The sequence below is a fragment of the Pseudoalteromonas sp. NH0006-46 genome, assembly GCF_057547735.1.
Genome location: NZ_BAAJML010000003.1, coordinates 58,890 through 83,182, shown reverse-complemented (window position 1 = coordinate 83,182; position 24,293 = coordinate 58,890). Strand labels below are relative to the sequence as shown.

22 protein-coding genes and 1 pseudogene are annotated in these 24,293 nt (G+C 38.7%); 11 read left to right on the top strand and 12 right to left on the bottom strand.

What is annotated here, in order from left to right:
* The first annotated feature begins 22 nt into the window (after positions 1-22).
* The 5 genes and pseudogenes from AC27I2_RS08160 to AC27I2_RS08140 all read left to right on the top strand — a co-directional run bounded on the left by AC27I2_RS08160 (position 23) and on the right by AC27I2_RS08140 (position 8,009).
* Positions 23-1,804: a M61 family metallopeptidase gene (locus tag AC27I2_RS08160; protein ID WP_487203956.1), complete on the top strand. Its 1,782-nt coding sequence runs from the start codon at positions 23-25 to the stop codon at positions 1,802-1,804.
* Positions 1,805-1,958: 154 nt separating this feature from the next.
* Positions 1,959-4,046: a sensor domain-containing protein gene (locus AC27I2_RS08155; RefSeq protein ID WP_219422221.1), complete on the top strand. Its 2,088-nt coding sequence runs from the start codon at positions 1,959-1,961 to the stop codon at positions 4,044-4,046.
* Positions 4,047-4,475: 429 nt separating this feature from the next.
* Positions 4,476-5,746: pseudogene (locus tag AC27I2_RS08150) on the top strand (O-acetylhomoserine aminocarboxypropyltransferase/cysteine synthase family protein).
* Between the two features lie 254 nt (positions 5,747-6,000).
* Entirely contained in the window at positions 6,001-6,381 is a 381-nt protein-coding gene (locus tag AC27I2_RS08145; protein WP_039037384.1) for a BlaI/MecI/CopY family transcriptional regulator, read from the top strand.
* 11 nt (positions 6,382-6,392) lie between these two features.
* Positions 6,393-8,009 carry a M56 family metallopeptidase gene (locus tag AC27I2_RS08140; RefSeq protein WP_487203955.1) on the top strand — a complete coding sequence of 539 codons (1,617 nt, stop codon included), beginning with the start codon at positions 6,393-6,395 and terminating at the stop codon, positions 8,007-8,009.
* Positions 8,010-8,055: 46 nt separating this feature from the next.
* On the opposite strand, the gene AC27I2_RS08135 is transcribed toward AC27I2_RS08140, so the two are convergent.
* From AC27I2_RS08135 to hisG, 10 genes are all read right to left on the bottom strand, one after another.
* Positions 8,056-8,235: a DUF1289 domain-containing protein gene (locus AC27I2_RS08135; RefSeq protein ID WP_487203954.1), complete on the bottom strand. Its 180-nt coding sequence runs from the start codon at positions 8,233-8,235 to the stop codon at positions 8,056-8,058.
* A 2-nt stretch (positions 8,236-8,237) separates the two neighbouring features.
* Positions 8,238-8,765 carry a hypothetical protein gene (locus tag AC27I2_RS08130; protein WP_487203953.1) on the bottom strand — a complete coding sequence of 176 codons (528 nt, stop codon included), beginning with the start codon at positions 8,763-8,765 and terminating at the stop codon, positions 8,238-8,240.
* A gap of 115 nt (positions 8,766-8,880) precedes the next feature.
* Positions 8,881-9,495 carry a bifunctional phosphoribosyl-AMP cyclohydrolase/phosphoribosyl-ATP diphosphatase HisIE gene (hisIE, locus tag AC27I2_RS08125; RefSeq protein ID WP_487203952.1) on the bottom strand — a complete coding sequence of 205 codons (615 nt, stop codon included), beginning with the start codon at positions 9,493-9,495 and terminating at the stop codon, positions 8,881-8,883.
* Complete coding sequence (hisF, locus tag AC27I2_RS08120; protein WP_058405287.1) at positions 9,486-10,265, bottom strand: imidazole glycerol phosphate synthase subunit HisF; 780 nt, start codon at positions 10,263-10,265, stop codon at positions 9,486-9,488. Before hisF ends, hisIE begins: the two co-directional genes overlap by 10 nt.
* Entirely contained in the window at positions 10,247-10,981 is a 735-nt protein-coding gene (locus AC27I2_RS08115) for a 1-(5-phosphoribosyl)-5-[(5-phosphoribosylamino)methylideneamino] imidazole-4-carboxamide isomerase (RefSeq protein ID WP_006793444.1), read from the bottom strand. The genes hisF and AC27I2_RS08115 overlap by 19 nt, the downstream gene beginning before the upstream one ends.
* Positions 10,982-11,014: 33 nt before the next feature.
* Positions 11,015-11,605 carry an imidazole glycerol phosphate synthase subunit HisH gene (gene hisH, locus AC27I2_RS08110; RefSeq protein WP_058405288.1) on the bottom strand — a complete coding sequence of 197 codons (591 nt, stop codon included), beginning with the start codon at positions 11,603-11,605 and terminating at the stop codon, positions 11,015-11,017.
* A complete protein-coding gene (hisB, locus tag AC27I2_RS08105; RefSeq protein WP_487203951.1) occupies positions 11,602-12,663 on the bottom strand; it encodes a bifunctional histidinol-phosphatase/imidazoleglycerol-phosphate dehydratase HisB in 1,062 nt (353 codons plus the stop codon). The genes hisH and hisB overlap by 4 nt, the downstream gene beginning before the upstream one ends.
* On the bottom strand, positions 12,660-13,769 hold the full coding sequence (hisC, locus tag AC27I2_RS08100; protein ID WP_487203950.1) for a histidinol-phosphate transaminase: 1,110 nt from the start codon (positions 13,767-13,769) through the stop codon (positions 12,660-12,662). Before hisC ends, hisB begins: the two co-directional genes overlap by 4 nt.
* Positions 13,759-15,060 carry a histidinol dehydrogenase gene (gene hisD / locus AC27I2_RS08095; protein WP_487203949.1) on the bottom strand — a complete coding sequence of 434 codons (1,302 nt, stop codon included), beginning with the start codon at positions 15,058-15,060 and terminating at the stop codon, positions 13,759-13,761. Before hisD ends, hisC begins: the two co-directional genes overlap by 11 nt.
* Positions 15,061-15,065: 5 nt before the next feature.
* Positions 15,066-15,965: an ATP phosphoribosyltransferase gene (gene hisG / locus AC27I2_RS08090; RefSeq protein WP_058405292.1), complete on the bottom strand. Its 900-nt coding sequence runs from the start codon at positions 15,963-15,965 to the stop codon at positions 15,066-15,068.
* A gap of 410 nt (positions 15,966-16,375) precedes the next feature.
* Here hisG and AC27I2_RS08085 point away from each other — a divergent pair, with 410 nt between their 5' ends.
* Positions 16,376-16,624 carry a hypothetical protein gene (locus tag AC27I2_RS08085; RefSeq protein WP_487203948.1) on the top strand — a complete coding sequence of 83 codons (249 nt, stop codon included), beginning with the start codon at positions 16,376-16,378 and terminating at the stop codon, positions 16,622-16,624.
* A 22-nt stretch (positions 16,625-16,646) separates the two neighbouring features.
* On the opposite strand, the gene AC27I2_RS08080 is transcribed toward AC27I2_RS08085, so the two are convergent.
* Positions 16,647-17,597 carry a GlxA family transcriptional regulator gene (locus AC27I2_RS08080; protein WP_058405294.1) on the bottom strand — a complete coding sequence of 317 codons (951 nt, stop codon included), beginning with the start codon at positions 17,595-17,597 and terminating at the stop codon, positions 16,647-16,649.
* A gap of 187 nt (positions 17,598-17,784) precedes the next feature.
* Here AC27I2_RS08080 and AC27I2_RS08075 point away from each other — a divergent pair, with 187 nt between their 5' ends.
* The 4 genes from AC27I2_RS08075 to AC27I2_RS08060 all read left to right on the top strand — a co-directional run bounded on the left by AC27I2_RS08075 (position 17,785) and on the right by AC27I2_RS08060 (position 21,645).
* Entirely contained in the window at positions 17,785-18,411 is a 627-nt protein-coding gene (locus AC27I2_RS08075; RefSeq protein ID WP_487203947.1) for a transglutaminase-like domain-containing protein, read from the top strand.
* A 200-nt stretch (positions 18,412-18,611) separates the two neighbouring features.
* Positions 18,612-20,528, top strand: coding sequence for a DNA repair helicase YoaA (gene yoaA / locus AC27I2_RS08070; RefSeq protein ID WP_138528937.1), 1,917 nt, complete (start codon positions 18,612-18,614; stop codon positions 20,526-20,528).
* 9 nt (positions 20,529-20,537) lie between these two features.
* Positions 20,538-21,239, top strand: a complete 702-nt coding sequence (gene tsaB / locus AC27I2_RS08065; RefSeq protein ID WP_487203946.1) for a tRNA (adenosine(37)-N6)-threonylcarbamoyltransferase complex dimerization subunit type 1 TsaB — start codon at positions 20,538-20,540, stop codon at positions 21,237-21,239.
* A 76-nt stretch (positions 21,240-21,315) separates the two neighbouring features.
* Positions 21,316-21,645 carry a hypothetical protein gene (locus AC27I2_RS08060; RefSeq protein ID WP_487203945.1) on the top strand — a complete coding sequence of 110 codons (330 nt, stop codon included), beginning with the start codon at positions 21,316-21,318 and terminating at the stop codon, positions 21,643-21,645.
* Positions 21,646-21,709: 64 nt separating this feature from the next.
* On the opposite strand, the gene AC27I2_RS08055 is transcribed toward AC27I2_RS08060, so the two are convergent.
* Complete coding sequence (locus AC27I2_RS08055; RefSeq protein ID WP_138528931.1) at positions 21,710-22,999, bottom strand: alkaline phosphatase; 1,290 nt, start codon at positions 22,997-22,999, stop codon at positions 21,710-21,712.
* 360 nt (positions 23,000-23,359) lie between these two features.
* Here AC27I2_RS08055 and AC27I2_RS08050 point away from each other — a divergent pair, with 360 nt between their 5' ends.
* Positions 23,360-24,211, top strand: coding sequence for an alpha/beta hydrolase (locus AC27I2_RS08050; protein WP_219422225.1), 852 nt, complete (start codon positions 23,360-23,362; stop codon positions 24,209-24,211).
* Positions 24,212-24,293 lie beyond the last annotated feature (82 nt).

Sequence of the window (24,293 nt, the reverse complement as noted above, 5' to 3'; positions counted from 1 at the left end):
CAAGGTCTTAAATAGAGTTTATATGAAAAAGTTATTAGTTTTATCAATTTGTGCTGCATTATCGGCATCTGCTTTTGCTGATGTTGACTACTCATTGAGTATCGATGAGCCTCAGCATCATCTTGGTGATGTTCGCGTTCAATTTCCTAAGTCAGCACAAGCTCATCTTGATATTAAATTACCTTCTTGGCGCACCGGCCGTTATGAAGTCCTTAATCTTGCCAATGGAGTACGTTATTTTAACCCAACGGATAAAGAGGGTAATCCTCTAAAGTGGGAAAAAATTGATCACAGTACATGGCGTGTCCATATTGATACACCCACAGAAGTAAGTGTAGGTTATCAGGTTTACGCCAATGAACTAGGTAAGCGTGCTCGCCACATTGATGATAGCCATGCTTTTATAGATGCTTCTGGCTTTTTTATGTTCAGCGAATCATTTCGTCAAGAGCCTGTAACGGTTAAATTAGAGGTTCCTAAACTGTGGCGTTCTGTTTCTGGGATGGCTAATTTAAATTCAACACACTCGTTTATAGCATCTAATTACGATGTACTCGTGGACTCGCCTATTGAAACAGGTATTAACCAACTCCATTCCTTTAGCGTTGATGGGCGTGAGTACGAATTGGTAATTTGGGGCGAGGGGAACTACGACGTTGAATTAATGCTGCGTGATCTCAAAAACCTAGTCACAACAGGTAATGTAATTTGGGATAGCTACCCGTATGAACGCTATGTATTTATGGTGCATGCAACGTCTGGCGCAGGGGGGGCAACTGAGCATTTAAATTCGACCATAATTCAACGCCCACGCGGCCGTTTTGGTAGCCGCGAAGATTATTTAGGCTTTATTAGTACCGCTGCCCACGAATTTATTCATACTTGGAATGTAAAAGCATATCGTCCAGAGGGGTTGGTACCTTACGATTACACTAATATGAATTATTCAAAATTACTTTGGATAGCAGAAGGTTCAACAAGTTACTTTGAGGATCATTTGTTAGTACGCTCAAAAATTGAGACGATTGATGAGTTTTTTAATGGATTGACAAAAACCATAAATCGACACTTACAAACACCAGGTAGAGACGTTCAAAGTGCCAGTGAAACAAGTTTTGACAAGTGGATTAACCAAGGTGGAGATCACGGACGTAATTACAGTACAAATATTTATTCAGAGGGTTCATTGCTCTCAATGGTCCTTGATATAAACCTATTAGAAAAAACAGCAGGTAAAGTCAGTTACCGGGATGTGCATAAAGCACTCTATAACAACCATAAGTTACCATTAGGTTTTAATGAAAAAGACGTACTAAGCATTTTACAAAACCTGACGGGTCTCGATTATTCAAACTGGTGGAAAGAGTATGTTGATTCACCTGCAAAAATTGATTTTGACGAATTACTCAATAAAGTAGGTTTGGTTTTTGAGCGACCCAAAGACGCTAAGGCTGTTGCCAGCATAGATGCAGTAGCTAAAAATACCGGGCAGCTTTTAACATTAACACATGTTCAACGTGGTGGTAGTGCGTGGAAAGCGGGATTAACGACCAACGATAAAATCGTAGCTATAAACAAGCATCATGTAGGAAAAGATCTGAAGTCGACCCTTGAAACCTTTAGTCCGTCAGATAAGGTAACCATTGACTTTATTCGTCGTGATTCACTGCAAAGCCTTACCTTAGTGTTAACTGAAAAGTTTGATAAGCCCAAAAAGGTAACAGCAAATCCCCAAGCAACTACAGATCAAAAAGCACGCTTCAAAGCATGGATGGGAGTTGAACACCCAAATGATGTTAAATAGAATTTAACAACACTAATAAAGGAGCTAAGGCTCCTTTATTATTATTTTAACAGTGAATAATACACTTAAGCTTACTTTTGAATATATGTGTATGGAAATTCAACAATTAACTTCTATTATAAAATGAGAAAATTTTATAGGAGATAACCACAATATGAGTTCCAACACGGTTGTTAATCAATTATCTAAACAGTTTGTTACTAACGATTCATTGCACCAACTATTTGAAAGTGTAAATTCAATTTCAGTGCAAGGTTATGATGAACAAAGACGAGTTGTGTATTGGAACAAGGGAAGTGAATTACTTTATGGGTTTAAATCAGAGGAAGCATTTGGAAATAAGTTAGAAGACCTTATCGTACCCGCTCCGATGAAAGACATGGTAGTTGAGGCTCATACAAAGTGGATAAATGAAGGCGTAGCAATACCCGCTGCAGAAATACTACTTAAGCATAAAAATGGAACTGATATATACGTTTATTCAAGCCACGTAATGTTTGAAAATGAATTTAAAGTCAAGCAAATGTATTGTATAGACATTGATTTGTCGGATGTAAAAAAGGCCCAAGCCATTGCTACTTTTAAAGAGCAAATGCTGAAAACAATCTTTGAAGCAATCCCTGATTTACTCTTTTTAATGGATCATGATGGAATCATCATTGATTACCATACTAATAACAAAAATACCCTTTATGTATCCCCTGAAAAGTTTATTGGTAATAGTATGCTTGATATTTTACCAAAGGGTGTTGCAAAAAAATTTGAAATACATATCGCTAAAGCAATCGAACAAGAAGAGATGGTGACATTTAAATATGAGCTTACAGTACGCCAAGGCTTAGCCTACTTTGAGGCAAGGATAAATAAAGTCTCTAAGTATGACCAAATAATGATAATTATTCGAGATATAACCGAACAACACCAATCAGAACAATTAATTCGTAAACAAGCTTATTTTGATAGCCTTACACAATTACCAAACCGCTTACTAGCCCTCGATCGATTATCACAGGTAACAGTAGAAGCCGATCGCAATGATGAAAAAGCCGCGATATTTTTTTTAGATTTAGACGACTTTAAAAAAATAAATGATTCACTTGGCCATGAGGCTGGCGATAAGGTTTTGATTGAAACAGCTAACCGCCTGCAAAGCGCTTTGAGAAAAGCAGATACAATTGGTCGACTAGGAGGAGATGAATTTATAATTCTGTCTAAAGGAATTTCTACTCAGCAAAATGCAGTGGGTATTGCTGAAAAGATTCTACAAAATTTTAGAGACCCCTTCACAATTGAAGGCCGTGAGTTAATGTTAACAATTAGTATTGGTGTGGCAATATTTCCAGATAACGGCAAAACGGCTTCTGATTTACTGAGAAATGCAGATACAGCGATGTATCAGGCAAAAGCACTGGGGCGCAACACATATTCGTTTTTTACCAGTCAAATGAATACCGTTATTCAACGACGCCTAGCAATAGAAGAGCAAATGCGAGGTGCTCTACAGCGAAAGGAGTTTATCCTTTATTACCAACCGCAATTTGATGTTAAAAACAATGAAATTACAGGCGCAGAGGCATTACTACGGTGGCTAAACCCTGTACTCGGTAGCGTGGCACCAGATGAGTTTATCCCTATTGCAGAAAAAACAGGCGTAATTATTTCTATTGGTGAGTTTGTTATTAAAGAATCACTTCACTTACTCAAACGATGGAAAAACGTAGAAAAGTTAAATAAAGATTTTACTATCGCTGTAAATTTATCTCCAAGTCAATTTAAAGATTTAAGTCTGTTTAACTTTATTAAAACATCGTTATTAAATGCGAATATTGAGCCTAAAAACCTTGAGCTTGAAATTACAGAAGGAGTGTTGATGACTGGAGAGTCCACCATTACTGACACTTTAACCAACATCACAAATTTAGGGGTTATTCTATCCATGGATGATTTTGGGACGGGTTATTCATCACTTAGCTACTTAAGGCAATACCCGTTTAATGTATTAAAAATAGATCGTGGTTTTATTGGGGGGATTACTGAAAACAATGAAGACTACAGCTTAGTAGAGGCAACAATTGCAATGTCGCATGGTTTAGGGTTAAGAGTGGTTGCTGAAGGAGTTGAAACTCAAGAACAACTCACAATATTAAAAGAACTTGGTTGTGATTTTGCTCAAGGGTATTATTTTAGTAAACCAATACCTGAGCAAGACCTCATTGATTTTTCGATACGTTTTTATAGTTAACTTGCAGTAAACCTTTTAAAGGGTGCGATGTAACTACCGTGTTTAAATAATATTTTATATACGGTTTTCGAATTCAAACATAAATCGATTTAAGACTTCGTTTAATTAATTACTTCCACATATTGCGGCATGAGCGCGTATTTTAACGTTTTGACTGTGCTATCGCTCTTAAATCTGTTGAGTTATATCTGCACGTCGGATTCAGCGTCTGCTATGTTTTGAGGTGACAATTTAATAGACAATAAGAAGTGCCAAGTTTAGTTCATGCTCTAGTATTAGCTGGTAGGAACTCCAAAACCAAATTAACTAGTTTAATCTTAATTTATAGATTTAACGATTATACTATTCTTTTCTTGTGGGTTTGTATTTTTACGTGCATTTAATTACCCTTAAGTGGTGTGTTTTAATAATTTACCAAAGGAATTAATTATGAAATTAGAGTCTTTAGCACTACACCATGGTTACGAGTCTGAAGAATCCACGAAATCAGCAGCAGTGCCTGTTTATAATACCTCATCGCACACGTTTGATAACACGTAACATGGTGCCGATTTATTTGATTTAAAAGTACCTGGAAATATCTATACCCGCATAATGAATCCGACCAATGCGGTACTTGAGCAGCGTATTGCGGCAATGGAAGGCGGCATTGGTGCGTTGGCTGTAGCCTCGGGTATGGCGGCGATTACCTATGCGATTCAATGTTTATGTGAAGTAGGTACTAATATTGTAAGCACCAGCCAAGTGTATGGCGGCACTTATAATTTATTTGCCCATACATTACCACGCCAAGGTATTGAAGCGCGTATGATTAAGGCTGATGACTTTAGCGCATTCGAGGATGCCATTGACGACAATACCCGTGATATTTTTGTGAATCTATTGGTAACCCTGCAGGTAATATTGTTGATATTGAGCGTTTAGCTAAGATTGCTCATAGCAAAGGTGTGCCACTTATTGTTGATAATACCGTTGCTACGCCGTATTTATGTCGGCCATTTGAGTTAGGTGCCGATATTGTGGTGCACTCACTCACTAAATATATTAACGGCCATGGTACCGCGATTGGCGGTATGATTGTTGATTCGGGCAAGTTTGACTGGAAAGCCAATGCGACTCGTTTTGTGATGATGAATGAGCCTGATCCGTCGTACCATAATGTAGTGTATACCGATGCATTTGCTGAGGCGGCGTTTATTGGTCGTTGCCGCGTTGTACCACTTAGAAATACCGGTGCGGCGCTTGCGCCTAAAAACGCATCTGATATTTTAATTGGCCTTGAAACGTTGGGGCTAAGAATGGATCGCCACTGCGAAAACGCGCAAAAAATTGCTGAATATTTAGAGAGCCATCCTAAGGTGCTTTGGGTTAATTATGCGGGATTAAAATCAAGCCCGTATAACGAAATGAGCCAAAAAATTACCAATGGTAAAGCGTCAGGTATTTTAAGTTTTGGTATTGCCGGTGGCCTTGAAGCCGGTACGCGGTTTATTGATGCTCTAAACATGATTTTACGTTTGGTAAATATTGGCGATGCTAAATCGCTTGCTTGCCACCCAGCATCTACCACTCACCGCCAATTAAATGATGAAGAGCTGGCCAATGCTGGCGTTAGCCGCGATTTAATTCGTTTATCGGTGGGTATTGAAAACATTGACGATATTATTGCCGATGTAAGCCAAGCGCTCGATAAAGCATAGTTACCTCACTACCTTTCGTAAAAAGCTTAAAACATAAAAAGCGTTAGTTTAAAATATACTCTCGTTTTTTATGTTTTTCTAAAATCAATTTGTAAGCATCTCCCTGTTTAATATTAATTTTTTATAAAACCTTTCTAATACTTTTATATTTTCACCGATTGTTTTTTATCCATATGACAATTTTGTATTGACACTAAGATTACTTACTACTACATTTGTAACAGTGTCACTACAAGTGTGTAATAGGAGCAACAATGAAACTTAGTGATTTTGAAATGGATATTATGCAGCTTCTCTGGCAGGAAGAACCCTGTACCGCCAGTCAACTACATAAAGTACTTTTATCAGATAAGCAAAAAGATAAAAAAGTAGCTTATACAACGGTTAAAACCATTGTTGATAGGCTAGAGCAAAAAGGCGCTATAGAGCGCTGTGGGCTTGAAGGGCGAGCTATTGTTTTTAGAACAATCGTGACTCAAGACACGTTATCGGAGCAAGCTATGCCTAGTTTTATGCAACGATTTTTTAAAGGCAATTCCCGTAGTTTAATTGCTCACTTTATTAAAGAAGAAAAGCTAAACGACGAAGATATTGAATACTTACAAACGCTTTTAAAAAATAAGAAGTTAGATTAAAGGAGAGGGTAATGACGGATTATTTATTTACCAGCACACTTATTAGCTTATGTATTTTACTTACAGTAAAGGGGTTAAAAAATGCCCCTGCACGATTAAACTTTTACCTTTTGATGATTGCCTTGGCATGTTGGTTTGTCCCTTGGCAATACTTATCTCAGTTATCATTTTTTGAAGGAGCAGAACGATACACATTTAATGTGGCGCAAATTGTTCCCGATATAAAAGTGTTAATTCCAGATACCTTACAAACAACGACTCCGAACACGCTACTAAGTAAGCAGAGTATATGGGACTTTGTTCCATCACTTAATAATATTTTTATCATTCTGCTTATTAGTGGTTGTGGATTGTTTTTATTGCGCATGGGCTTATACGTAAAGCTTATAAAAACTTTATACATTAACTCAAAGCCAAGTCCTGAACTTAAACACATCAAAAATCAGTATCCAATTAGACTAACAACCCATACAGAGCCAGCTTTTGCTACCGGATTAATAAAGCCTGTTATTTGGTTGGAGTCGTCGATGATGAATCGTGAAGAATTAAATTCAGTTATTCAACATGAGGTAACTCACTTACAACAAGGTGATATTTATTGGACGTGGCTTATTTGTTTCACAGAAAGCGTTTTTTGGTGGAACCCTATCTGCTTAAAGTTAACTAGCTTAGCGCGGGAGCAACTTGAACTTAGCTGTGACGAGTTGTGTATGGAAAAGCTAAAAGATAAATACCAATTAGATTTAGCCAGTTTATTACTAAAGAAGCAAAACGTTACAAGCAAAAACAACTTTTTTACCCCCCCACTTTTGAATATTGCTCATTCTAAGAGCTTTAATATTCAGAGGATCAAAATGTTAAACAAGGAAAAAACAATGAAAAGTAAATATTTGGTTATGGTTGCGGCGGCAATGTCTTTTAGTGCTTTAGCTGCAGCGCAAATTGTAGATGGTAATACGGGTAGTAAACAGCAAAGTAGTAAAACTTCTCAGGTACCTGTAAAAAGTGAAGCTTATAATCAACAACTTGCACAACTTCTTAAAAGTGCAGCAGGGGCAAAAAGTGATAACCCCGAACTGTTAAACCAAGCTGCGCAAGGCATTCAACAATGGCACTTAAATAGAGATAAACTTGCTGGTTTTGAAGAAGCTGAAATCAAACTACAAAGCTTCAGGCTGCTAAATCACATTTACTCTAAACTTGAGCAATATGAAGATATACTGAGTGCTTACGAAAAATGGTATGAGACGGGTAGTAACCCACCTTACTTTTTAAAAAATTCGCTAGCAACCGCGTATATACAGCTAGGGCGTTATGAGCTTGCTGTTGCAGAGCTTGAAGGTTTATCAAAACAGCTTGAAGGCAAACTACATGTTGGCTCTGCTGATAACTTAGCACTGGCATACATTTACCTTGCTGATTACGATAAGGCATTAAAAACCCTAGAGCAGGTTGATGCTAAAGACGATGTATACGGAAATATCCTTAAATATTATGTTTATGATAAACAAAATAACCGTAAAAAGATGGATGAAATCAAAAGCAAAATTCCAGAAGTTTTTGCAGTAACGCCAGCATTATTACCGCGCACCGGTGTACCAGGCTCGCAGTTACTAAGGCTACTATAAATATACACAATTATTAGGCTCGAATTTTCGAGCCTCTAACCAATGATTATTTTAAATCAGCTCTTGGCATTTCTAAAATCACTTTTTTTTCTTCTTCAGATAATATTATCCAATCAAATATTTCTTCATTAGTTCGCCCGCACCCAGTGCAATAACCGCCGCGGCGTTCACATATGCCTAAACAGTCGCTTTTTAATTTAGATGTGTTTTTATTCGTTTTTCGCATTATTAAAATCCTAACGGTGGGGCAATTTCAAAGCGAGTAGAAAACCCATTACCTTCTTGAATTGTAGAAAGTGTAATAACAGGATTTTTAGTATCAAATACAAATGAGCTGTAAATTGAACTTGCTGTTTCTTTTTGGCTTTCAAACCAACCTGTTTTTGATAGACATTGGCGTAATTGAATAGCAAGCATTTGATGCGACTTTACTGCATGCGTTTGTGTTTTAATAGGCGTTTGGCATTGGTAACTTACCTGCTTCGACTCATTTAAAGTAACAGTACAGGCTGAACCAATTATATGAGTATTTGTGCGCCATTGGTTAGTGAACTGGTTATTTACTTTGTCTGTTTTTATTGAGTCAAATTCAGATTCATAACCGGTTACTAGGCGGTTTATGGTGCTACATTCATTAGATGTTACTACAGAATTTACAGGCTTACTTATTGTAGGTGGAGTAGCCGTTTGTTTTGTTTTACTAGTACAGCCCGCTAAAATAATCACAACAATAAGAAGAATAATATAGTTTTTCATAGTTCACAGTAACCGATAAATTGAGCCTCGCACTATACCACACATAACTTATTCAACTAAAAGGGAAAATAAAAAGGCCCATAAATATGAGCCTCTTTGTTAGTCGCAACTGATGCTATTTATGACGACCTTGCAGGCATTTAACTACGTCTTCTAAACCTAAGCCTTGGCGTTGTAATAGTACAACAAGGTGATACAACAAATCGGCCGATTCGTTGGTAAGCTCATCGTTATCGTGTTTCATTGCGGCAAGAGCAACTTCTACGCCTTCTTCACCTACTTTTTGACAACTACGGCTTAAGTCTTTAGCAAACAATGAAGCGGTGTAGCTTTTTGATGGGTCATCATTTTTACGCTCAACAATGACATCTTCTAATTGTGCTAAAAAGCTTAAGCTTGGTTTAGCATCATCGCCAAAGCAGCTTTGTGATCCTAAGTGGCACGTTGGGCCCTCAGGGCTTGCCAGTACTAAAATTGAGTCGTAGTCACAATCGGTATGAACCGATACCACATTTAAGTAGTTTTCTGATGACTCGCCTTTAGTCCATAAACGCGATTTAGAACGTGAAAAAAAAGTCACTTTGTTACTTTCAAGCGTTACCTTTAGTGCTTCGCTGTTCATAAAGCCTTGCATTAAAATAACACCAGAGCGGGCATCTTGAACAATAGCAGGGATCATTTCGCTTTTAGCAAAATCAACTTGGGTTTGGTTTTGTTGTGTTAATTGCATAATCTTGCTGCCACTTGGTTGTCAGTTAAAAATTGTTTTAGTTCGCCAATGTTAATCACATTTTTATGAAAAACACTGGCTGCTAATGCGCCATCTACTTCGCTTTGTTTAAATACGTCTACAAAGTCTTGCATGCTGCCTGCACCGCCAGAGGCGATAAGTGGGATATTACATAATGCGCGCATTTTACTTAGCTGCTCGTTGTCGTAACCATTACGTACGCCGTCTTGGTTCATACAGTTTAAAACAATTTCGCCTGCGCCTAAGTCTTGAACGCGTTTAACCCATTCCTCGGTTTTATAACGTGTACGGCTTGATGCATTAGGATCGCCGGTTAACTGATACACTAAGTATTCGCCGGTCACTTCATCGTAAAAACTATCAATACCTACAACAACACATTGCTTACCAAATTCATCGTGTAGCTCTTTTATAAGCTCAGGGCGTGCAATAGCAGGGCTGTTAATACTTATTTTGTCTGCGCCGCGCTCTAAAACACGCGCTGCATCGGCTACCGATTTAATACCACCAGCCACACAAAATGGAATATCAATATGGCGGGCAATGCTCTCTACCCAGTTAACATCAAGTAGGCGTTTTTCAACACTTGCGCTGATCTCGTAAAAAACCAGTTCATCGGCACCAGCATCGCTGTAGGCTTTAGCCATTGTTAGAATATCACCAACAACTTCATGGCCTTTAAATTTAACGCCTTTTACTACTTGGCCGTCTTTAACATCTAAACACGGAATTATGCGTTTTGATAACATGCCAACGCCTCCTCAACACTAAATGCGCCATCAAGCAGTGACTTACCTAAAATAACGCCGCCTACGCCAAGCTCTTTAAGTTTTTTAATGTCATCTAGTGAACTTACGCCACCAGAAGCTTGCACTTTAATAGTGCTGTTGTGACGAGTTAAATCTTCGTAAAGCTCAAACGATGGACCTGTCATGGTGCCATCTTTACTGATGTCCGTACATAAAAAGTCAATAACGCCCAAGCTTACATAAAAATCAACCAGCTCAAGTAAACCAAACTCTGACTCGCTCAACCAACCATGCGTAGCAGGTGCCCAGCCAGTGGCTGTTTTATTTACATCAAGGGCAATAACAAAGTGCTCTGCGCCAAATTGTTCAATCCAGGCTTTTACTTGCTCACGTTTTTCTACCGCCATTGAGCCAATAACAACTTGGTTAGCGCCGGCTTTTAGCCAATCACTTACATCTTGCTCTGAGCGAATACCGCCGCCCACTTGGTACGGTACATTAAGCGCTTTAGTTGCGGCTTGAATATGTTGCCACTGCTTTTTACTCGGATCGCGTGCGCCCTCTAAATCTACAAGGTGTAGCTTCCCTGCGCCGCTGTCGGCGTATTCTTTTAAACGTGCACCAAGCTCAAAAGGGTAAAACTGAGCGGTGTCGTATTTACCTTGGTATAAACGAACAATTTGATTTTGTAATACGTCTAATGCTGGAATAATCACAAATAATCTCTTTATTGTTGGTTAATGGGCAGTTTATAGCTGCCAATCAACAAAATTTTGTAATAAACGGGTGCCTACTTTTGCACTGCGCTCTGGGTGAAATTGCATGCCAGCGTAGTTGTCTTTTGCAACAATAGCTGAAAAGGTTTGGCCGTATTCGCCGCTTACAAGAGTTGCATCGTTTACAGTGTGTGCAAAGCTATGTACAAAGTACACTTGCTCGTCTTGTGTTAACCCTTTAGTAAGTGCATGCTCTTTATTAATGCTTAAGTTATTCCAACCCATATGCGGCGACGTTAAACTGCCAACATCAAGGGCTTTTACTTGCCCTGGTATTTTACCTAAGCACTGTACGTTACCTTCTTCTGTGCTTTCGCACAGTAACTGCATACCTAAACAAATTCCCATAAGCGGGCGCTGGTATTCGTTTATAGCTTGTTGCCAGCCGTTATCTACTAGGCGTTTCATAGCAACAGATGCATGGCCAACGCCAGGTAATATTGCCCGCTCAAAGCCTTTTAATTGCTCTGGCGAGGTAATGACTGTCGGCGTTTGCCCTAAGCGTTCAAAGGCAAAACGTACTGAATTTATATTGGCACAACCGGTATTTATTATGGCAATCATAAACATCCCTTAGAGCTGGCTGTTTGTTGGGTCGTGTCTTGTGCTACTGCCATACGAAGGGCGCGTGAAAACGCTTTAAATAAGCCTTCTACTTGGTGATGACAGTTACCGTCGCTCACCGATAAAATAAGGCTAATAGCAGCATTATCGCTTAAGCTTTTGAAAAAGTGCTCAACCATTTGTACGTCTAAATCGCCTGCTTTTTCGCGGCTAAAATTAGCGTTTAATACAAATGATGCACGGCCCGATAAATCAATTTGTGCCTCTGCTTTACATTCATCCATTGGCAGTGCAAAACCATAGCGCGCTATTTGCGATTTAGTACCAAGCGCTTGCTTAAGCGCAACACCTAGGGCAATACCAATGTCTTCAACAAGGTGGTGCTCGTCTATGTGTAAATCGCCTTTTGCTTTAATGTTTAAACCAATGTTGGCGTGCGTGCGAATTTGATCAAGCATGTGATCAAAAAAGCCAAGGCCAGTATCTATGCTGCCATTTTTAGTTTGATCTAGGTTTATGGCTACATCAATTTGGGTTTCTTTGGTGTTACGCGTAACACGGCCTTCGCGGTTGGCTGTGGTTAGCTTGGTAACAATGGCAGGCCAGCTGCCATCGTACAAAATGCCTTCGCAGCATAAATTTTGTGCAAGGCCAATATCTGTTTGGCGATCGCCAATTACATATGAACGTGCTAAATCCACTTTGCCAGAGCGCATAAGCTCAGTTAGTAAACCTGTTTTAGGTTTACGGCAATCACAGTTTTGCTCGTCAAAGTGTGGACAAATTAATACTTCATCAAAACTAATGCCTTGACTTTGCATTATGTCCATCATTTTATCTTGTGCTATATCAAAGTCAGCAGTCGGGAAGCTGTCTGTGCCTAAGCCATCTTGATTCGATACCATCACTAAACGGTAACCGGCGGCTTGTAATTGTAATAAAGCCGGAATTACACCTGGTAAAAAGGCAAGCTTTTCAAGGCTGTCTACCTGTTTGTCGGTAATTGGCTCTTCAATTATGGTGCCGTCGCGGTCAATAAATAAATAGGGGTTATTCATGATACTTCGTTTCCTGCTAATGGTGTTGTTGTAGTCGGCGTTTGTAAGCCATCTAACCAAATTTTAACTTGTTCGAGCTCTTGTTCACTACCAATTGAAATTCGTAGCCAATCATCTTCACCGTATAGGGTAAACGCGCGCATTACTAAACCTTGCTCAAGGGCTACTTTAAAGTAGTTTTTGTTGGCTAATTTTAAGGTAACAAAGTTACCTTCACCAGTGAGGATTTTTAATGCAGCGGGGGAGGCGTTTAACCACTGTACAAGTTTAGCTTTTAAGCTATTTAAAATAGTCACTTGGCGGCGCATTGATGTAATTGCATCAGGTGCAATTGCCTGAGCTGCAATACTTGCCACCACCCCCGATACCGGATACGGCGCAATCACTTTACGAACTGGCGCAAGTACACTTTCTTGTGCAAGTGTAAAACCCGTTCTAAGGCCTGCAAGTGCAAACGCTTTAGATAATGTGCGCAGTACCACTACATTACTAAATTCGTTTATAAGTGCTGTGGCGCTTTGCTCTGGGCAAAATTCAATATAGGCCTCATCAACAATGACGAGTGCTTTTCCCGCAAGCGCTGTTGCAATTGCTTTTACTTTATTAAGCGGTGTTAGGCTACCTGTTGGGTTATTTGGATTACAAATAAACACCAGTTTCGAGTTGCCCACAGCCTTTACTATTTCATTAACACTACCATCAAGTAATAGCGCTTGCGTTAGGCTATTAATGGCAACGTTATGAGTATCAGCCGTTACTTTGTACATACCGTATGTTGGTAAAAATAACGCAATGCTGTCTTTGGCTGGTTCACAATAAGTGCGTACTAAAAGCTCAATGCCTTCATCGGCGCCTCGCGTCATTAATACGTTTTCGCTTTCAAGGTCTGTATAAGCAGCGTAGCGGTCAATCACCAGTTGCGGTTGTGGATCTGGGTAGCGATTTAAATCTTCGATACTCAGTTCAAGGTTTTTAGCATAAGGGCTTTCGTTGGCGTTTAACCACGTTGTCCCTGATAGCTTTTCACTTTTAGCAGAGCTATAGGCAGCAAGTGCTGCAATATTTTGTGGTAATAAGCTTGTCGCTTGTGCGCTCTCATTGCTCATTTTTAATTGCCTCTAAACGAATTGAAACCGCATTTGCGTGTGCATCAAGGCCTTCTGCATCTGCAAGTGGTAAAATAGCTTTTGACAGCTGTGTTAAGCCACTTTTACTAATAGTTTGCACTGTGTACGTACGGAAAAAATCAAGCAAGTTTAAACTCGAGTAAGTTGCACTGTAACCGTAGGTAGGTAAAACGTGGTTAGTACCCGATGCATAATCGCCCGCTGACTCTGGCGTGTAGTCGCCTACAAATACTGAGCCTGCATTTTTTACTTTATCTAAATAAGGTGTTGAATCTGCTAATTGCAAAATTAAGTGCTCAGGGCCGTATTGCGCTGATACGTCAAATGCTTGTTCAACAGAGTCTACTAAAATAAGTGATGAATTAGCCAGTGCTTGCTCGGCTGTCTCTTTTCGGCTTAAGTTTGCAAGTTGGCGAGTAAGGGCCTTTTGCGTTTGCTCAATGATACTTTCGCTGTTACACAATAAAATAACTTGCGAGTCAGCGCCGTGCTCAGCTTGTGAGAGTAAATCTGCTGCTATAAATTCAGGATTTGCTCGCTCATCTGCTATTACTAATACTTCAGACGGGCCTGCTGGCATATCGATTGCCATACCAGGAATTGTTTGCGCAACAAGCTGTTTTGCCATCGTTACAAAGCTATTACCTGGGCCAAAAATTTTGTTCACTTTAGGCACTGATTCAGTGCCGTAGGCCATTGCGGCTATAGCACCTGCGCCACCACTTTCTATTAAAGTTGTAATGCCGCATAACTTAGCTGCATATAATATCGCAGGGTTAATGCTTTCATCACCTTGCACAGGGGTTGCAAGTACGACGGTCTTAGCACCACTTAATTGTGCAAGTACACCTTGCATAATAACCGATGATGGCAGTGGAGCACTGCCACCTGGTACATAAATGCCCACAGCTTCGATGGCCTGATATTTCAGTTCACATACAACGCCAGGTTGGGTTGATAACTTAATATCATTAGGCAATTGCGCTTCGTGAAAACGTTTAACGTTTGCATAAGCGGTGTCAATTGCGTATTTAAGCTCTGCGCTTAGTGCCTGCTCTGATGCGTTTATTTCATCAAGCGGTACACGTAAACGAGGGTTAGCTCTATTATCAAACTTTTTAGCCATATCAAGTAAGGCTTTATCGCCTTGCTCTTTAACATCGCTCATAATTGTTTGGCATATTGCTTCAACCTTTGCGCTGGCAGAAACCGCAGGGCGCATTAGCGCCGCTGCTTGTACTTGTGAAGATTCCACATTCCAACGAAGCATGGTACTTACTCCATCATTTTTTCAATTGGCATTACTAAAATAGAGTTAGCGCCTAGGGCTTTAAGCTGCTCCATTGTTTCCCAAAATAATGTTTCGCTGCTTACCATGTGAAGCGCTACGTACTCTTCATTACCAGCAAGTGCTAGTAGAGTAGGTTGGCCTGAGCCTGGTAAAATTTCGCAAATTTCATCAAGTTTAGTTTTTGGCGCGTGTAGCATAATGTATTTGCTTTCTTTTGCTTGTTTAACACCACGAAGGCGCGGCATAAGCTTATTGATTAGCGCTAGTTTGTCTTCATCTTGAAGGTCTTTATTTTGAATTAAACACGCGTTTGATTCTAAAATTGTTTCACCTTGCATTAAACCGTTCGCTTCAAGTGTTGCACCAGTAGATACTAAATCACAAATTGCATCAGAAAGACCGGCTCGAGGGGCTACTTCTACTGAACCTGTAAGCATTACAGTGCTTGCATTAATGCCTTCGCGCTTTAACCACTGCGTTAAAATTTCAGGGTAGGTTGTAGCAATACGCTTACCTTCAAACCAGCTCTTATCACGTGGGCCAAGTTCTTGTGGCCATGCAAGTGCAAGGCGGCAGTAACCAAAGTCTAGTTTAGCTAGTTTGCTAACTTCGCTTGGTACACCTTGGCGTTCACGTTCTGCTTGTACTTCTACAAGTACGTTTTCGCCAACGATACCTAAATCACATACACCGTCCATTACTAAGCCCGGAATATCGTCATCGCGCACACGTAGTACGTCAATTGGCATATTAGTTGAGTGTGCAATTAAGCGTTGCTCACGTAGGTTTAATTTAACACCTAGTTGCTTTAGTAAATCTTGACAATCTTTAGACAGGCGACCGCCTTTTTGGATGGCGATACGTAGACGATTTGTGTTACTCATTATTCATTTTCCTTTAATTTAAAAACTAAAAACCCCGAGGGGAACCTCAGGGCGAAAATGAATCAATATGTTTTGAATCGCCAGAGGTTCCTTTTAGGAATAACCTCTCAGCGAAAGACCTGACAGGTTATTCCGGTGAATGGTGGTGATGATGTACTGTTGTCAGGTTTAAGCGCATTTTAATAATCCTATTTTGCTTAGCGCTGTTTAGTGAGCGTTAAGCTTTAATCTGTTTCAATAATTTTCAAAGCCATAAAAACATATTAGCTATGCTTATAGCAAGTTTTTTTTAGCTTAATTAAAGCATAAGTTATAACTGCCGATACTATGGATATAACGACATAAGTTTGTATTATATCAACTGTTTGATTTTTACTCACAACTAAGCGATTGCCTTTAAGGATATATGTATGGATATGATGATACCTTACTTGGGTAGAATTACCCGATTGTCACTTGAGTCAAAAGGTGCATTTTATATCGCGGGTGTGCAAAGCAGTGCTGCTAGCGAAAAAATAGAACGTGAAAACAAAAAAAAACGTGAATTACAAAAGAAGAAAAAACTCAGTGTCATAGAAGATCAAACCAAGCTGCAAGTCAAAAAAAACAGTGTTACCCAAGACGATGATGGGATAGAACACTTAGATACATGGGCTTAGATTATCATTTAAACTAAGTAACTCAATCATTCTTACGCCACTTTGCAGGGGTTAACCCTGTACTTTTTTTAAATAACCGAGAGAAAAAACTACTGTTTTCATATCCTACTTCCTCTGATATTTCGTTCACTGTTTTATCTGTTGCTAATAACTGCTTTTTGGCTTTATCTATTCGTACTTCTTGCACATATTTATTGATTGATATTCCTGTTGCTTGCGTAAATCGTCTTTTTAAATTACGTTCACTAAAATTAAATTGTTTTGCCAGCTCATTTATGGTGATTAACCCACTTGAATGGTTATGAATCCAATCTTGTATCTCATTAATTTTTTCGTCTTTATGATTATTAAATTGAGGCAAAATAAGATTTAACTTACCAGAGTCAGAAATAAGCAAATGAGTAGCGCATTGTTGAGAGAAGCGATCGCCTTTGTCTTTAGCAACAACACCTAAAAGCACGCTAATACCCGCCTCAAAAGAGCCTGTTGTATAGATATTCCCCATTTTCAAATACGATTTATGACTAATAAATTCACAATCAGGAAATAATCCACTCAGTGGTTTAACTAAACTCCAGTGAGTAGCTATCACCGTTTTGTTTAATTTACCTGTTGCTGCTAAAAAATATGAGCCAGTACTTAAACTAAGAATAGACGTATTACTCTGTATTTTTGGTTTTAGCCACTCAATAATTAGGTCAGTGCCCAATGGCATATTTTTTAATTTAGAGCCTTCTATGGGCGGAATAATCACCAAATCATATGACTTGTCAGAAAGCGAATTATCGGCAACAACCAGTGAATTACTCGAGCTTGTTATAGGTGCACCGTCGGTCGTTATTATTTCTATGTTATAACTTTGAGGCAATGAGTAATGCGAGTCGAGTAGAGAAACAATAGTAAAAAAATCTTTTGCTAAAAATACGCTAACGGCCCAGCAGCCTTCGTAGGCAATAATTGCTATATTCTTCATAATTTCATTTGGCCTAATCGGACTGTTATAAATACCTGTGCAGACATATTATTTTAATTTTTGTAGAAGTAACATTAAAACATACTTTAAAGACTAACTTATCTTTAAAGTTGTTGTTTTAAAATGTTTTTTACTATTTAAAGATATAGTTTAAATATAAGCAATTACAATAAATATATTTATTAAGGTGGCAGGTTTGAAGCAGTACTTACAAAATGATACTTTTTTTAATCAAAATCATCATGAAATAAGCAGCTGGTTAAAAATGGTAAAAGGCAGCGGGGAACGCGCTAAGGCCGTTTCAATTTATTACCTTGTAAGAGACGGAATTAAATATGATCCCTTTACACTTTTAGATGGTGCAAAGTCACTCAGCAGCGATTATTGCTTAGACAACAAAGCAGCATACTGTATTCCCAAAGCATCATTACAAATAGCATTAAGTCGGGCTTGTAACATTCCTTCGCGATTGGGCTTAGCTGATGTGCGTAATCATTTAAGTACCCCTAAATTAGATGAGTTACTAAAAAATGAGGTATTTACAATGCATGCCTATGTAGAACAGTTTATTGAAGGGAAATGGGTTAAATCAACCCCAGCCTTTAACAAGGAACTATGCGACTTAGTTAATATAAAACCGCTAGAATTTGACGGGTTAAATCACTCTTTATTCCATCAATTTACCACTGATGGTAAAAAGCATATGGAATATTTAAAAGAACATGGTCAATATGCTGCAATGCCAACAGCGTTTATTAACCAAAACTGTGAGTTTTATTACCCACATTTAAATCTTAATTTCAACAATATTTAATAATACATAAACGAAAAGGGCTCAAACATACGCTCATTTGTTTGGGTAAAGCATAACCTGATTTTGAATAGGAAAGATTAACAGACAATGTTATTCAATTATGTTCAAAACCTATAATAGTTTTATACCTTGCATAGGCTTGTATTTGCTTGCCCTTGGTTAAAGCCTTACGTAAAATCACACTATTATTATTTTGAAAAGTGATTGCTGTTATCAAACAACTGTTTAGTGCAACCGGCCCTTTGGCGTTATCTTTTGATGGCTATACTCCGCGCCAACCACAAATTGATATGGCTGTCGCAGTTGCTCAAGCATTAAAAAACAGTTCACAACTCGTTGTTGAGGCGGGCACAGGAACAGGTAAAACTTTCGCTTATTTAGCGCCAGCCCTAAAATCTAAAGGTAGAACAATTATTTCTACCGGCTCTAAAGCACTACAAGAGCAGTTGTATCATCGTGATTTACCTCAATTGGTTAAAGCACTTAGCGCGACAAAAAAAACGGCATTACTAAAAGGGCGTGCTAACTACTTATGCACATACCGTTTAAATCAACATGTTGCGCATGTACCAACAGACGATCCCGATGTAATGCATCAACTGGCTATGGTTGCAAAATTTGCAAGCGAAACACAATCAGGCGATTTAGCTGATTGTATTGGTATAGAAGACGACGCCAAAGTTTTACCTTATGTGAATTCAACTGCCGATAATTGTTTAGGCAAAGAATGTCCAGACTTTCAAGAGTGTTACATACGTAAAGCGCGTTTGACTGCGGCGGAGGCGGATGTAGTTGTTATTAATCACCATTTATTTTTTGCAGACATGGCAGTTAAAGAAAGTGGCTTTGCCGAATTGATGCCCACAGCCGACGCCTATATTTTTGATGAGGCCCACCAACTAAGTGAAATTGCCAGCGATTACTTTGGTGAAAGTGTGAGTACTAAAAAGTTGGTGGACTTAATTACTGATTTACGCGCTATATACCGAGCTGAAATTCCTGACATGTTACAACTAGGTAAAAGCTTAAATAAATTAGAAACCAGTGTTGCCGACTTACGTTTACAGTTTGGTGTAGATGGTAGCCGAGGAGATTGGCGAGAAAAGCTGAGTGATAAGCAAATATGTGCAGCACTGCATCGCGTTATCAGCGATTTAGACTTTGTTTATCAAGTGCTAAAACTGTGCTTAGACAGAAGCGATAAAATAGAACATCCATTCGAACGGGCTTTAGCATTTAAAGGGCAGTTAGAACGGGTTTTTGATACCGCACAAACTGGTTTTAGTTATTGGTACGAGACAACACGACGCTTTTTAACTATAAATATTACACCACTCAATGTGTCTGTAAAATTTGCGCAAATGATGAAAGATACCGGTGCTGCGTTTGTGTTTACCTCAGCGACGCTGTCGGTCGACAATAAGCTTACCCACTTTAATGCCAGCTTAGGCTTAAAGCCAGAGCAAAGCATGATGGTCGACAGTCCGTTCGACTACCCAAATCAAGCATTATTGTGTTTACCTAGGTACTTACCAGAATCACATGCTGATAATATGCCTCATGCTATTGTTAAATTAACCCTTGAGCTTATAAAGTCAGCACAAGGGCGCTGTTTTGTGCTTTTTACAAGTTACCGTATGATGCATTTAGTCGCTGAGGGGCTTACAACACAAATTGACTACCCCGTTTACATGCAAGGGCAAATGTCTAAGCGAATTATTTTAGAAAAATTTACCCGCCATGGTAATGCCGTTTTATTAGGTACGGCATCATTTTGGGAAGGGGTGGATGTGAGAGGCAGTACGCTTAGCTGTGTTATTATTGATAAATTGCCTTTTGCAGCACCTGACGACCCCTTGCTACAAGCTAAAATGCAGGATTGCCAAATGCAGGGCAAAGATCCATTTGCACACATTCAATTACCGCAAGCAGTTATTGCATTAAAGCAAGGTGTAGGGCGTTTAATACGCGACAGCAAAGACAAAGGTGTACTTGTTATATGTGATAACCGATTAGTGACTCGACAATATGGCCAAGTGTTCTTAAAAAGCTTGCCTGCAATGCGTCGTACGCGAAGCTTAGAAGTCGCTAATACATTTTTACAACAAATTAATTAGAGTAATAAAATGATCAAAAGTAATATTCTTGCCCTTGATGCTTCAACAGAAGCACTATCACTTGTTTTACATTATAAGGGAGAGACATTTCATCATTTTGAAGAGTGCCCACAGCAGCACAGTCAAAAAATTCTACCTTTGATTGATGAGTTATTGACCAAAGCAAACTGTAAATTAAAAGAACTGGATGTTATTGGTTTTGGGCAAGGCCCCGGCAGCTTTACTGGCGTAAGAATAAGTGTGGCCATAGCTCAAGGGTTAGCGTATTCAACTAATTTACCTCTTGTAGGGGTTTCTACACTGGCAGTTATGGCACAGCAAGCCTATGAGCAAAACAACAACACACTTGTTTTTCCTAGCATAGATGCGCGCATGGGTGAAATTTACTTTGCACAATACAAATTACATAATGGTTTAATGAAATTAGTTAATAACGAGTGTGTTATTAAGCCTGAGCTTTTAACTAGTGATTATATAACAACCAATGAAGCATCAGTTGCAGTAGGCACTGGCTTTAAAACTTATCCTGATGCATTGTCAAACTTTGAAAACATTACGATTAATACAGATATAACATTACCAGATGCACGCTATATGCTTGCCTTTGTTGATGCAGCATTTATTGCAGGCCAGGGCGTTCAAGCAAGTGATGCCCAACCAAAGTATGTTCGTGATACTGTAACGTGGAAAAAGTTACCGGGGCGCGAGTAATACCGTGTTAGGTTAATTTGCAAATTGGCTATTTTTAAATCATAATTTTAGATATGTTCAAGGGTGGAGAAGCGTGATGACGCTGCCTATAGGCTCAGGTTTTTTTACAGGTGATATTCCAGGCAGAATAATCCCTGCGAAGGGAGTGACTGCAAAACCACAAGGTTTGGCCGAACAGGATCCTGTTCAAAAAACAAATACTGATTATGTAAAAAGCAGTAAAGAGGGCGTTGAGCTTGCTAACCAATTGTTTAAAAGTACCGCCAAGAGTAACGACTACAGCCAAACAATTTACGACCAGCCGACTGCAAAAAATAGTAAAGCAATTTCTACTTATACTGAATTTGCAAACCTAGAACGCAGAGCAGAAGTCCAAAACTTAATTGGGGTAGATATTTACGCTTAAACGTAGTTAATCTCCAATAATATAAAACCCGAACTATGTTCGGGTTTTTTGTTTTACTAACTGTTTAGTGTTTAATGAAATTGATTAACTTATCTGCGATGTCGGTGTTGTTTTGAGAACCAATAAATTGCTCACTCCCTTTGCCATAAGCAAAAACTTGAACATCTACTGCGGTATGTCCACCTGTTGTCCATCCTGTGAAGCTTGTATCACTTATAATACTTTTAACGGCTAAGTTAAGTGCTTTGTCACCCATAGATTTAGCTTGTTCAAGCTTTATTTTATTTTCAGGGGTAAATTCGATATTAGTATATTTATTCCACACCAATTTTAGATCATCAGAGTCGAGTAACTGTTGAGTAATTTTACCTGCTGTTGCTTTTACACCATGAACAACATTAGCTTCCCACTTGTATTGGCCATGTGCACCTAATGTTAACCCCCCAGTGGAGTGATCAGCAGTTATAACAAGTAGGGTGTCTTTATTTTTATCAACATATGCTTTTGCTTTTTCAATAGCAGATGCAAAATCATCCATTTCAGCCATAGCACAGGCAATATCGTTTGCGTGCCCACACCAATCAATTTGACTGCCTTCAATCATCACAAAAAAGCCATTTTTGTTTTGATTGTCTAATAAGTTGAGTGCCTTGGAGGTAAGCTGCGTTAACCTTGTTGGGTTTTTGTCTAACGCAAAAGGTAAGCCTTTAGCGGCATATAAACCAATGGCAGGAATTTGCGTAATTTGATCAAGGTTTTGAATGCTATCGCCATATTGGTAACCAGCAGCTTTAAATTCGTCTACCAAATTTCTGTCATCACGTATAAAGTATTGAGTCCCGCCGCCTAGCATTAAATCAACAGGTAACTTACCTACAATTTTATTATCTATATAGTCATCAGCAATATCATCGTAATTATTACGTGATTCATTATGAGCTGCAAAGCTTGCTGGTGTTGCATGGTTTATTTGTGATGTAGCTACTAAAGCTGTGGTCATGTTACGTTCTTTGGCAATTTCTAGCATTGTTTTAAGCGGCTTTTTATCGGTATCGACTGCAATTGCGCCATTATAGCTTTTATGTCCGCTGCTCAATGCTGTTGCACTTGCGGCGCTATCGGTTACAACTGTGTGATCGTCAGGATAAGTGCGTGCCATCCCTGTGAGCATGGTATCAAAAATGGTTTGCTCAACATTTTTTGTTGTTGGGTCATCTTTAAAATAACGATAAGCCGTTGTGTAGGCGGGCCCCATGCCATCGCCAATCATATAAATTACATTTTTAGGTGCGGTTTCGGCCATTGCACCAGACGCTGTACACATTAGTGCCAGCATACTTATCTGTTTTTTCATTTTTTTCGTACCTTATGAATGTACTTTATTAATAGCTAAATTATTGTATACCTTAACTATGATAAATAAATTAATAGATTGGGACAAATCACTGATTAGTGCGATTAAACATTGTTTTGATGCGTTATAGTCTAACGTATGGATACATCAACGCCTATATTGAACTCTCAATGAGTAAAGTTTATTAGCACTGAGTAAATAGGGCACTTTATAAAATCAACATTATGAATAAAAAGGTTTTTATTCATAATGTTGTTTGCACTTGTGCTTTTGACTACTAAAATAATAAACATTTAGGTAAACTATTTAGTGGTCTGACAACTTGTATGTTATATATTTATAAAATAAGAAGGAGCATATGTGCAGCCATTTAATATTCAAACACGTAATTTAAATATTCATGGCTTAAAAATAGGTTCCGGAGAAGAGGTGGTTGTAGCGCTTCACGGTTGGTTAGACAACTGCAATAGTTTTACTCCTATGCTTAATGGGCACACTCCTGAACAAACATGGTACTGTATTGATTTTTCAGGACATGGATTAACATCGTGGCGAAGTGATGATGCACATTATTATTTTGTTGATTATATTGACGATGTTTATCAATTTATTGAAGCTATTGGTGTAAATAAAGTTCACCTTGTTGGGCATTCTATGGGGGCTATGGTCGCTGGCCTTTTTGCAAGTTGTTTTAGTGATAGGGTAAGAACAGTTAGTTTTATTGAAGGTATTGGCTGTGTGACAACACCTAGCGAGCAAGTCACTGAGCAACTGAAAAATGCAGTTCTCAATCGTACTAGAACGCATAATAAAAAAGCGCGAGTTTACCAAAGTAAAGCGCATATTTATGAGGCACGTGCTAAAACAACTGATTTAAATAATGAACTAATTTCGCTTTTAATGCAGCGAAACATAAAAGCACTTCCCAGCGGTTTTACATTAACAACCGATCCCAAGCTCAAAAATCATTCAGGTTTTAGGTTTGATGAAGTGCAATGTATTGGTGCAATAAAAGAATTACATGCACCATGCCAATTAATTTTAGGTAACCAAGGTTACCCATTTGTAAAACAAAATTTAGAAAAGTATATTAATTATTACAACCACTTGAGTGTAATTAATGTAGAAGGCGGACACCATTGCCATATGCAAAGTAGCAAAGAATGTTATGAACACATTCAAGCATTTATGGTGCAAAGTGGTGCACGTTAATTGTATATTGACGTTAAATGTGGGATTATCCTTGCATTAGAGTATTTGCTCAATTGTTAAAGTGCCTTACTTAGATTAAGGT

Bases quoted from the DNA above. Each gene is read 5' to 3' on its own strand.
- AC27I2_RS08160 (WP_487203956.1), top strand. From the start codon at position 23: ATGAAAAAGTTATTAGTTTTATCAATTTGTGCTGCATTATCGGCATCT.
- AC27I2_RS08155 (WP_219422221.1), top strand. From the start codon at position 1,959: ATGAGTTCCAACACGGTTGTTAATCAATTATCTAAACAGTTTGTTACT.
- AC27I2_RS08145 (WP_039037384.1), top strand. From the start codon at position 6,001: ATGAAACTTAGTGATTTTGAAATGGATATTATGCAGCTTCTCTGGCAG.
- AC27I2_RS08140 (WP_487203955.1), top strand. From the start codon at position 6,393: ATGACGGATTATTTATTTACCAGCACACTTATTAGCTTATGTATTTTA.
- AC27I2_RS08135 (WP_487203954.1), bottom strand. From the start codon at position 8,235: ATGCGAAAAACGAATAAAAACACATCTAAATTAAAAAGCGACTGTTTA.
- AC27I2_RS08130 (WP_487203953.1), bottom strand. From the start codon at position 8,765: ATGAAAAACTATATTATTCTTCTTATTGTTGTGATTATTTTAGCGGGC.
- hisIE (WP_487203952.1), bottom strand. From the start codon at position 9,495: ATGCAATTAACACAACAAAACCAAACCCAAGTTGATTTTGCTAAAAGC.
- hisF (WP_058405287.1), bottom strand. From the start codon at position 10,265: ATGTTATCAAAACGCATAATTCCGTGTTTAGATGTTAAAGACGGCCAA.
- hisH (WP_058405288.1), bottom strand. From the start codon at position 11,605: ATGATTGCCATAATAAATACCGGTTGTGCCAATATAAATTCAGTACGT.
- hisB (WP_487203951.1), bottom strand. From the start codon at position 12,663: ATGAATAACCCCTATTTATTTATTGACCGCGACGGCACCATAATTGAA.
- hisC (WP_487203950.1), bottom strand. From the start codon at position 13,769: ATGAGCAATGAGAGCGCACAAGCGACAAGCTTATTACCACAAAATATT.
- hisD (WP_487203949.1), bottom strand. From the start codon at position 15,060: ATGCTTCGTTGGAATGTGGAATCTTCACAAGTACAAGCAGCGGCGCTA.
- hisG (WP_058405292.1), bottom strand. From the start codon at position 15,965: ATGAGTAACACAAATCGTCTACGTATCGCCATCCAAAAAGGCGGTCGC.
- AC27I2_RS08085 (WP_487203948.1), top strand. From the start codon at position 16,376: ATGGATATGATGATACCTTACTTGGGTAGAATTACCCGATTGTCACTT.
- AC27I2_RS08080 (WP_058405294.1), bottom strand. From the start codon at position 17,597: ATGAAGAATATAGCAATTATTGCCTACGAAGGCTGCTGGGCCGTTAGC.
- tsaB (WP_487203946.1), top strand. From the start codon at position 20,538: ATGATCAAAAGTAATATTCTTGCCCTTGATGCTTCAACAGAAGCACTA.
- AC27I2_RS08060 (WP_487203945.1), top strand. From the start codon at position 21,316: ATGACGCTGCCTATAGGCTCAGGTTTTTTTACAGGTGATATTCCAGGC.
- AC27I2_RS08055 (WP_138528931.1), bottom strand. From the start codon at position 22,999: ATGAAAAAACAGATAAGTATGCTGGCACTAATGTGTACAGCGTCTGGT.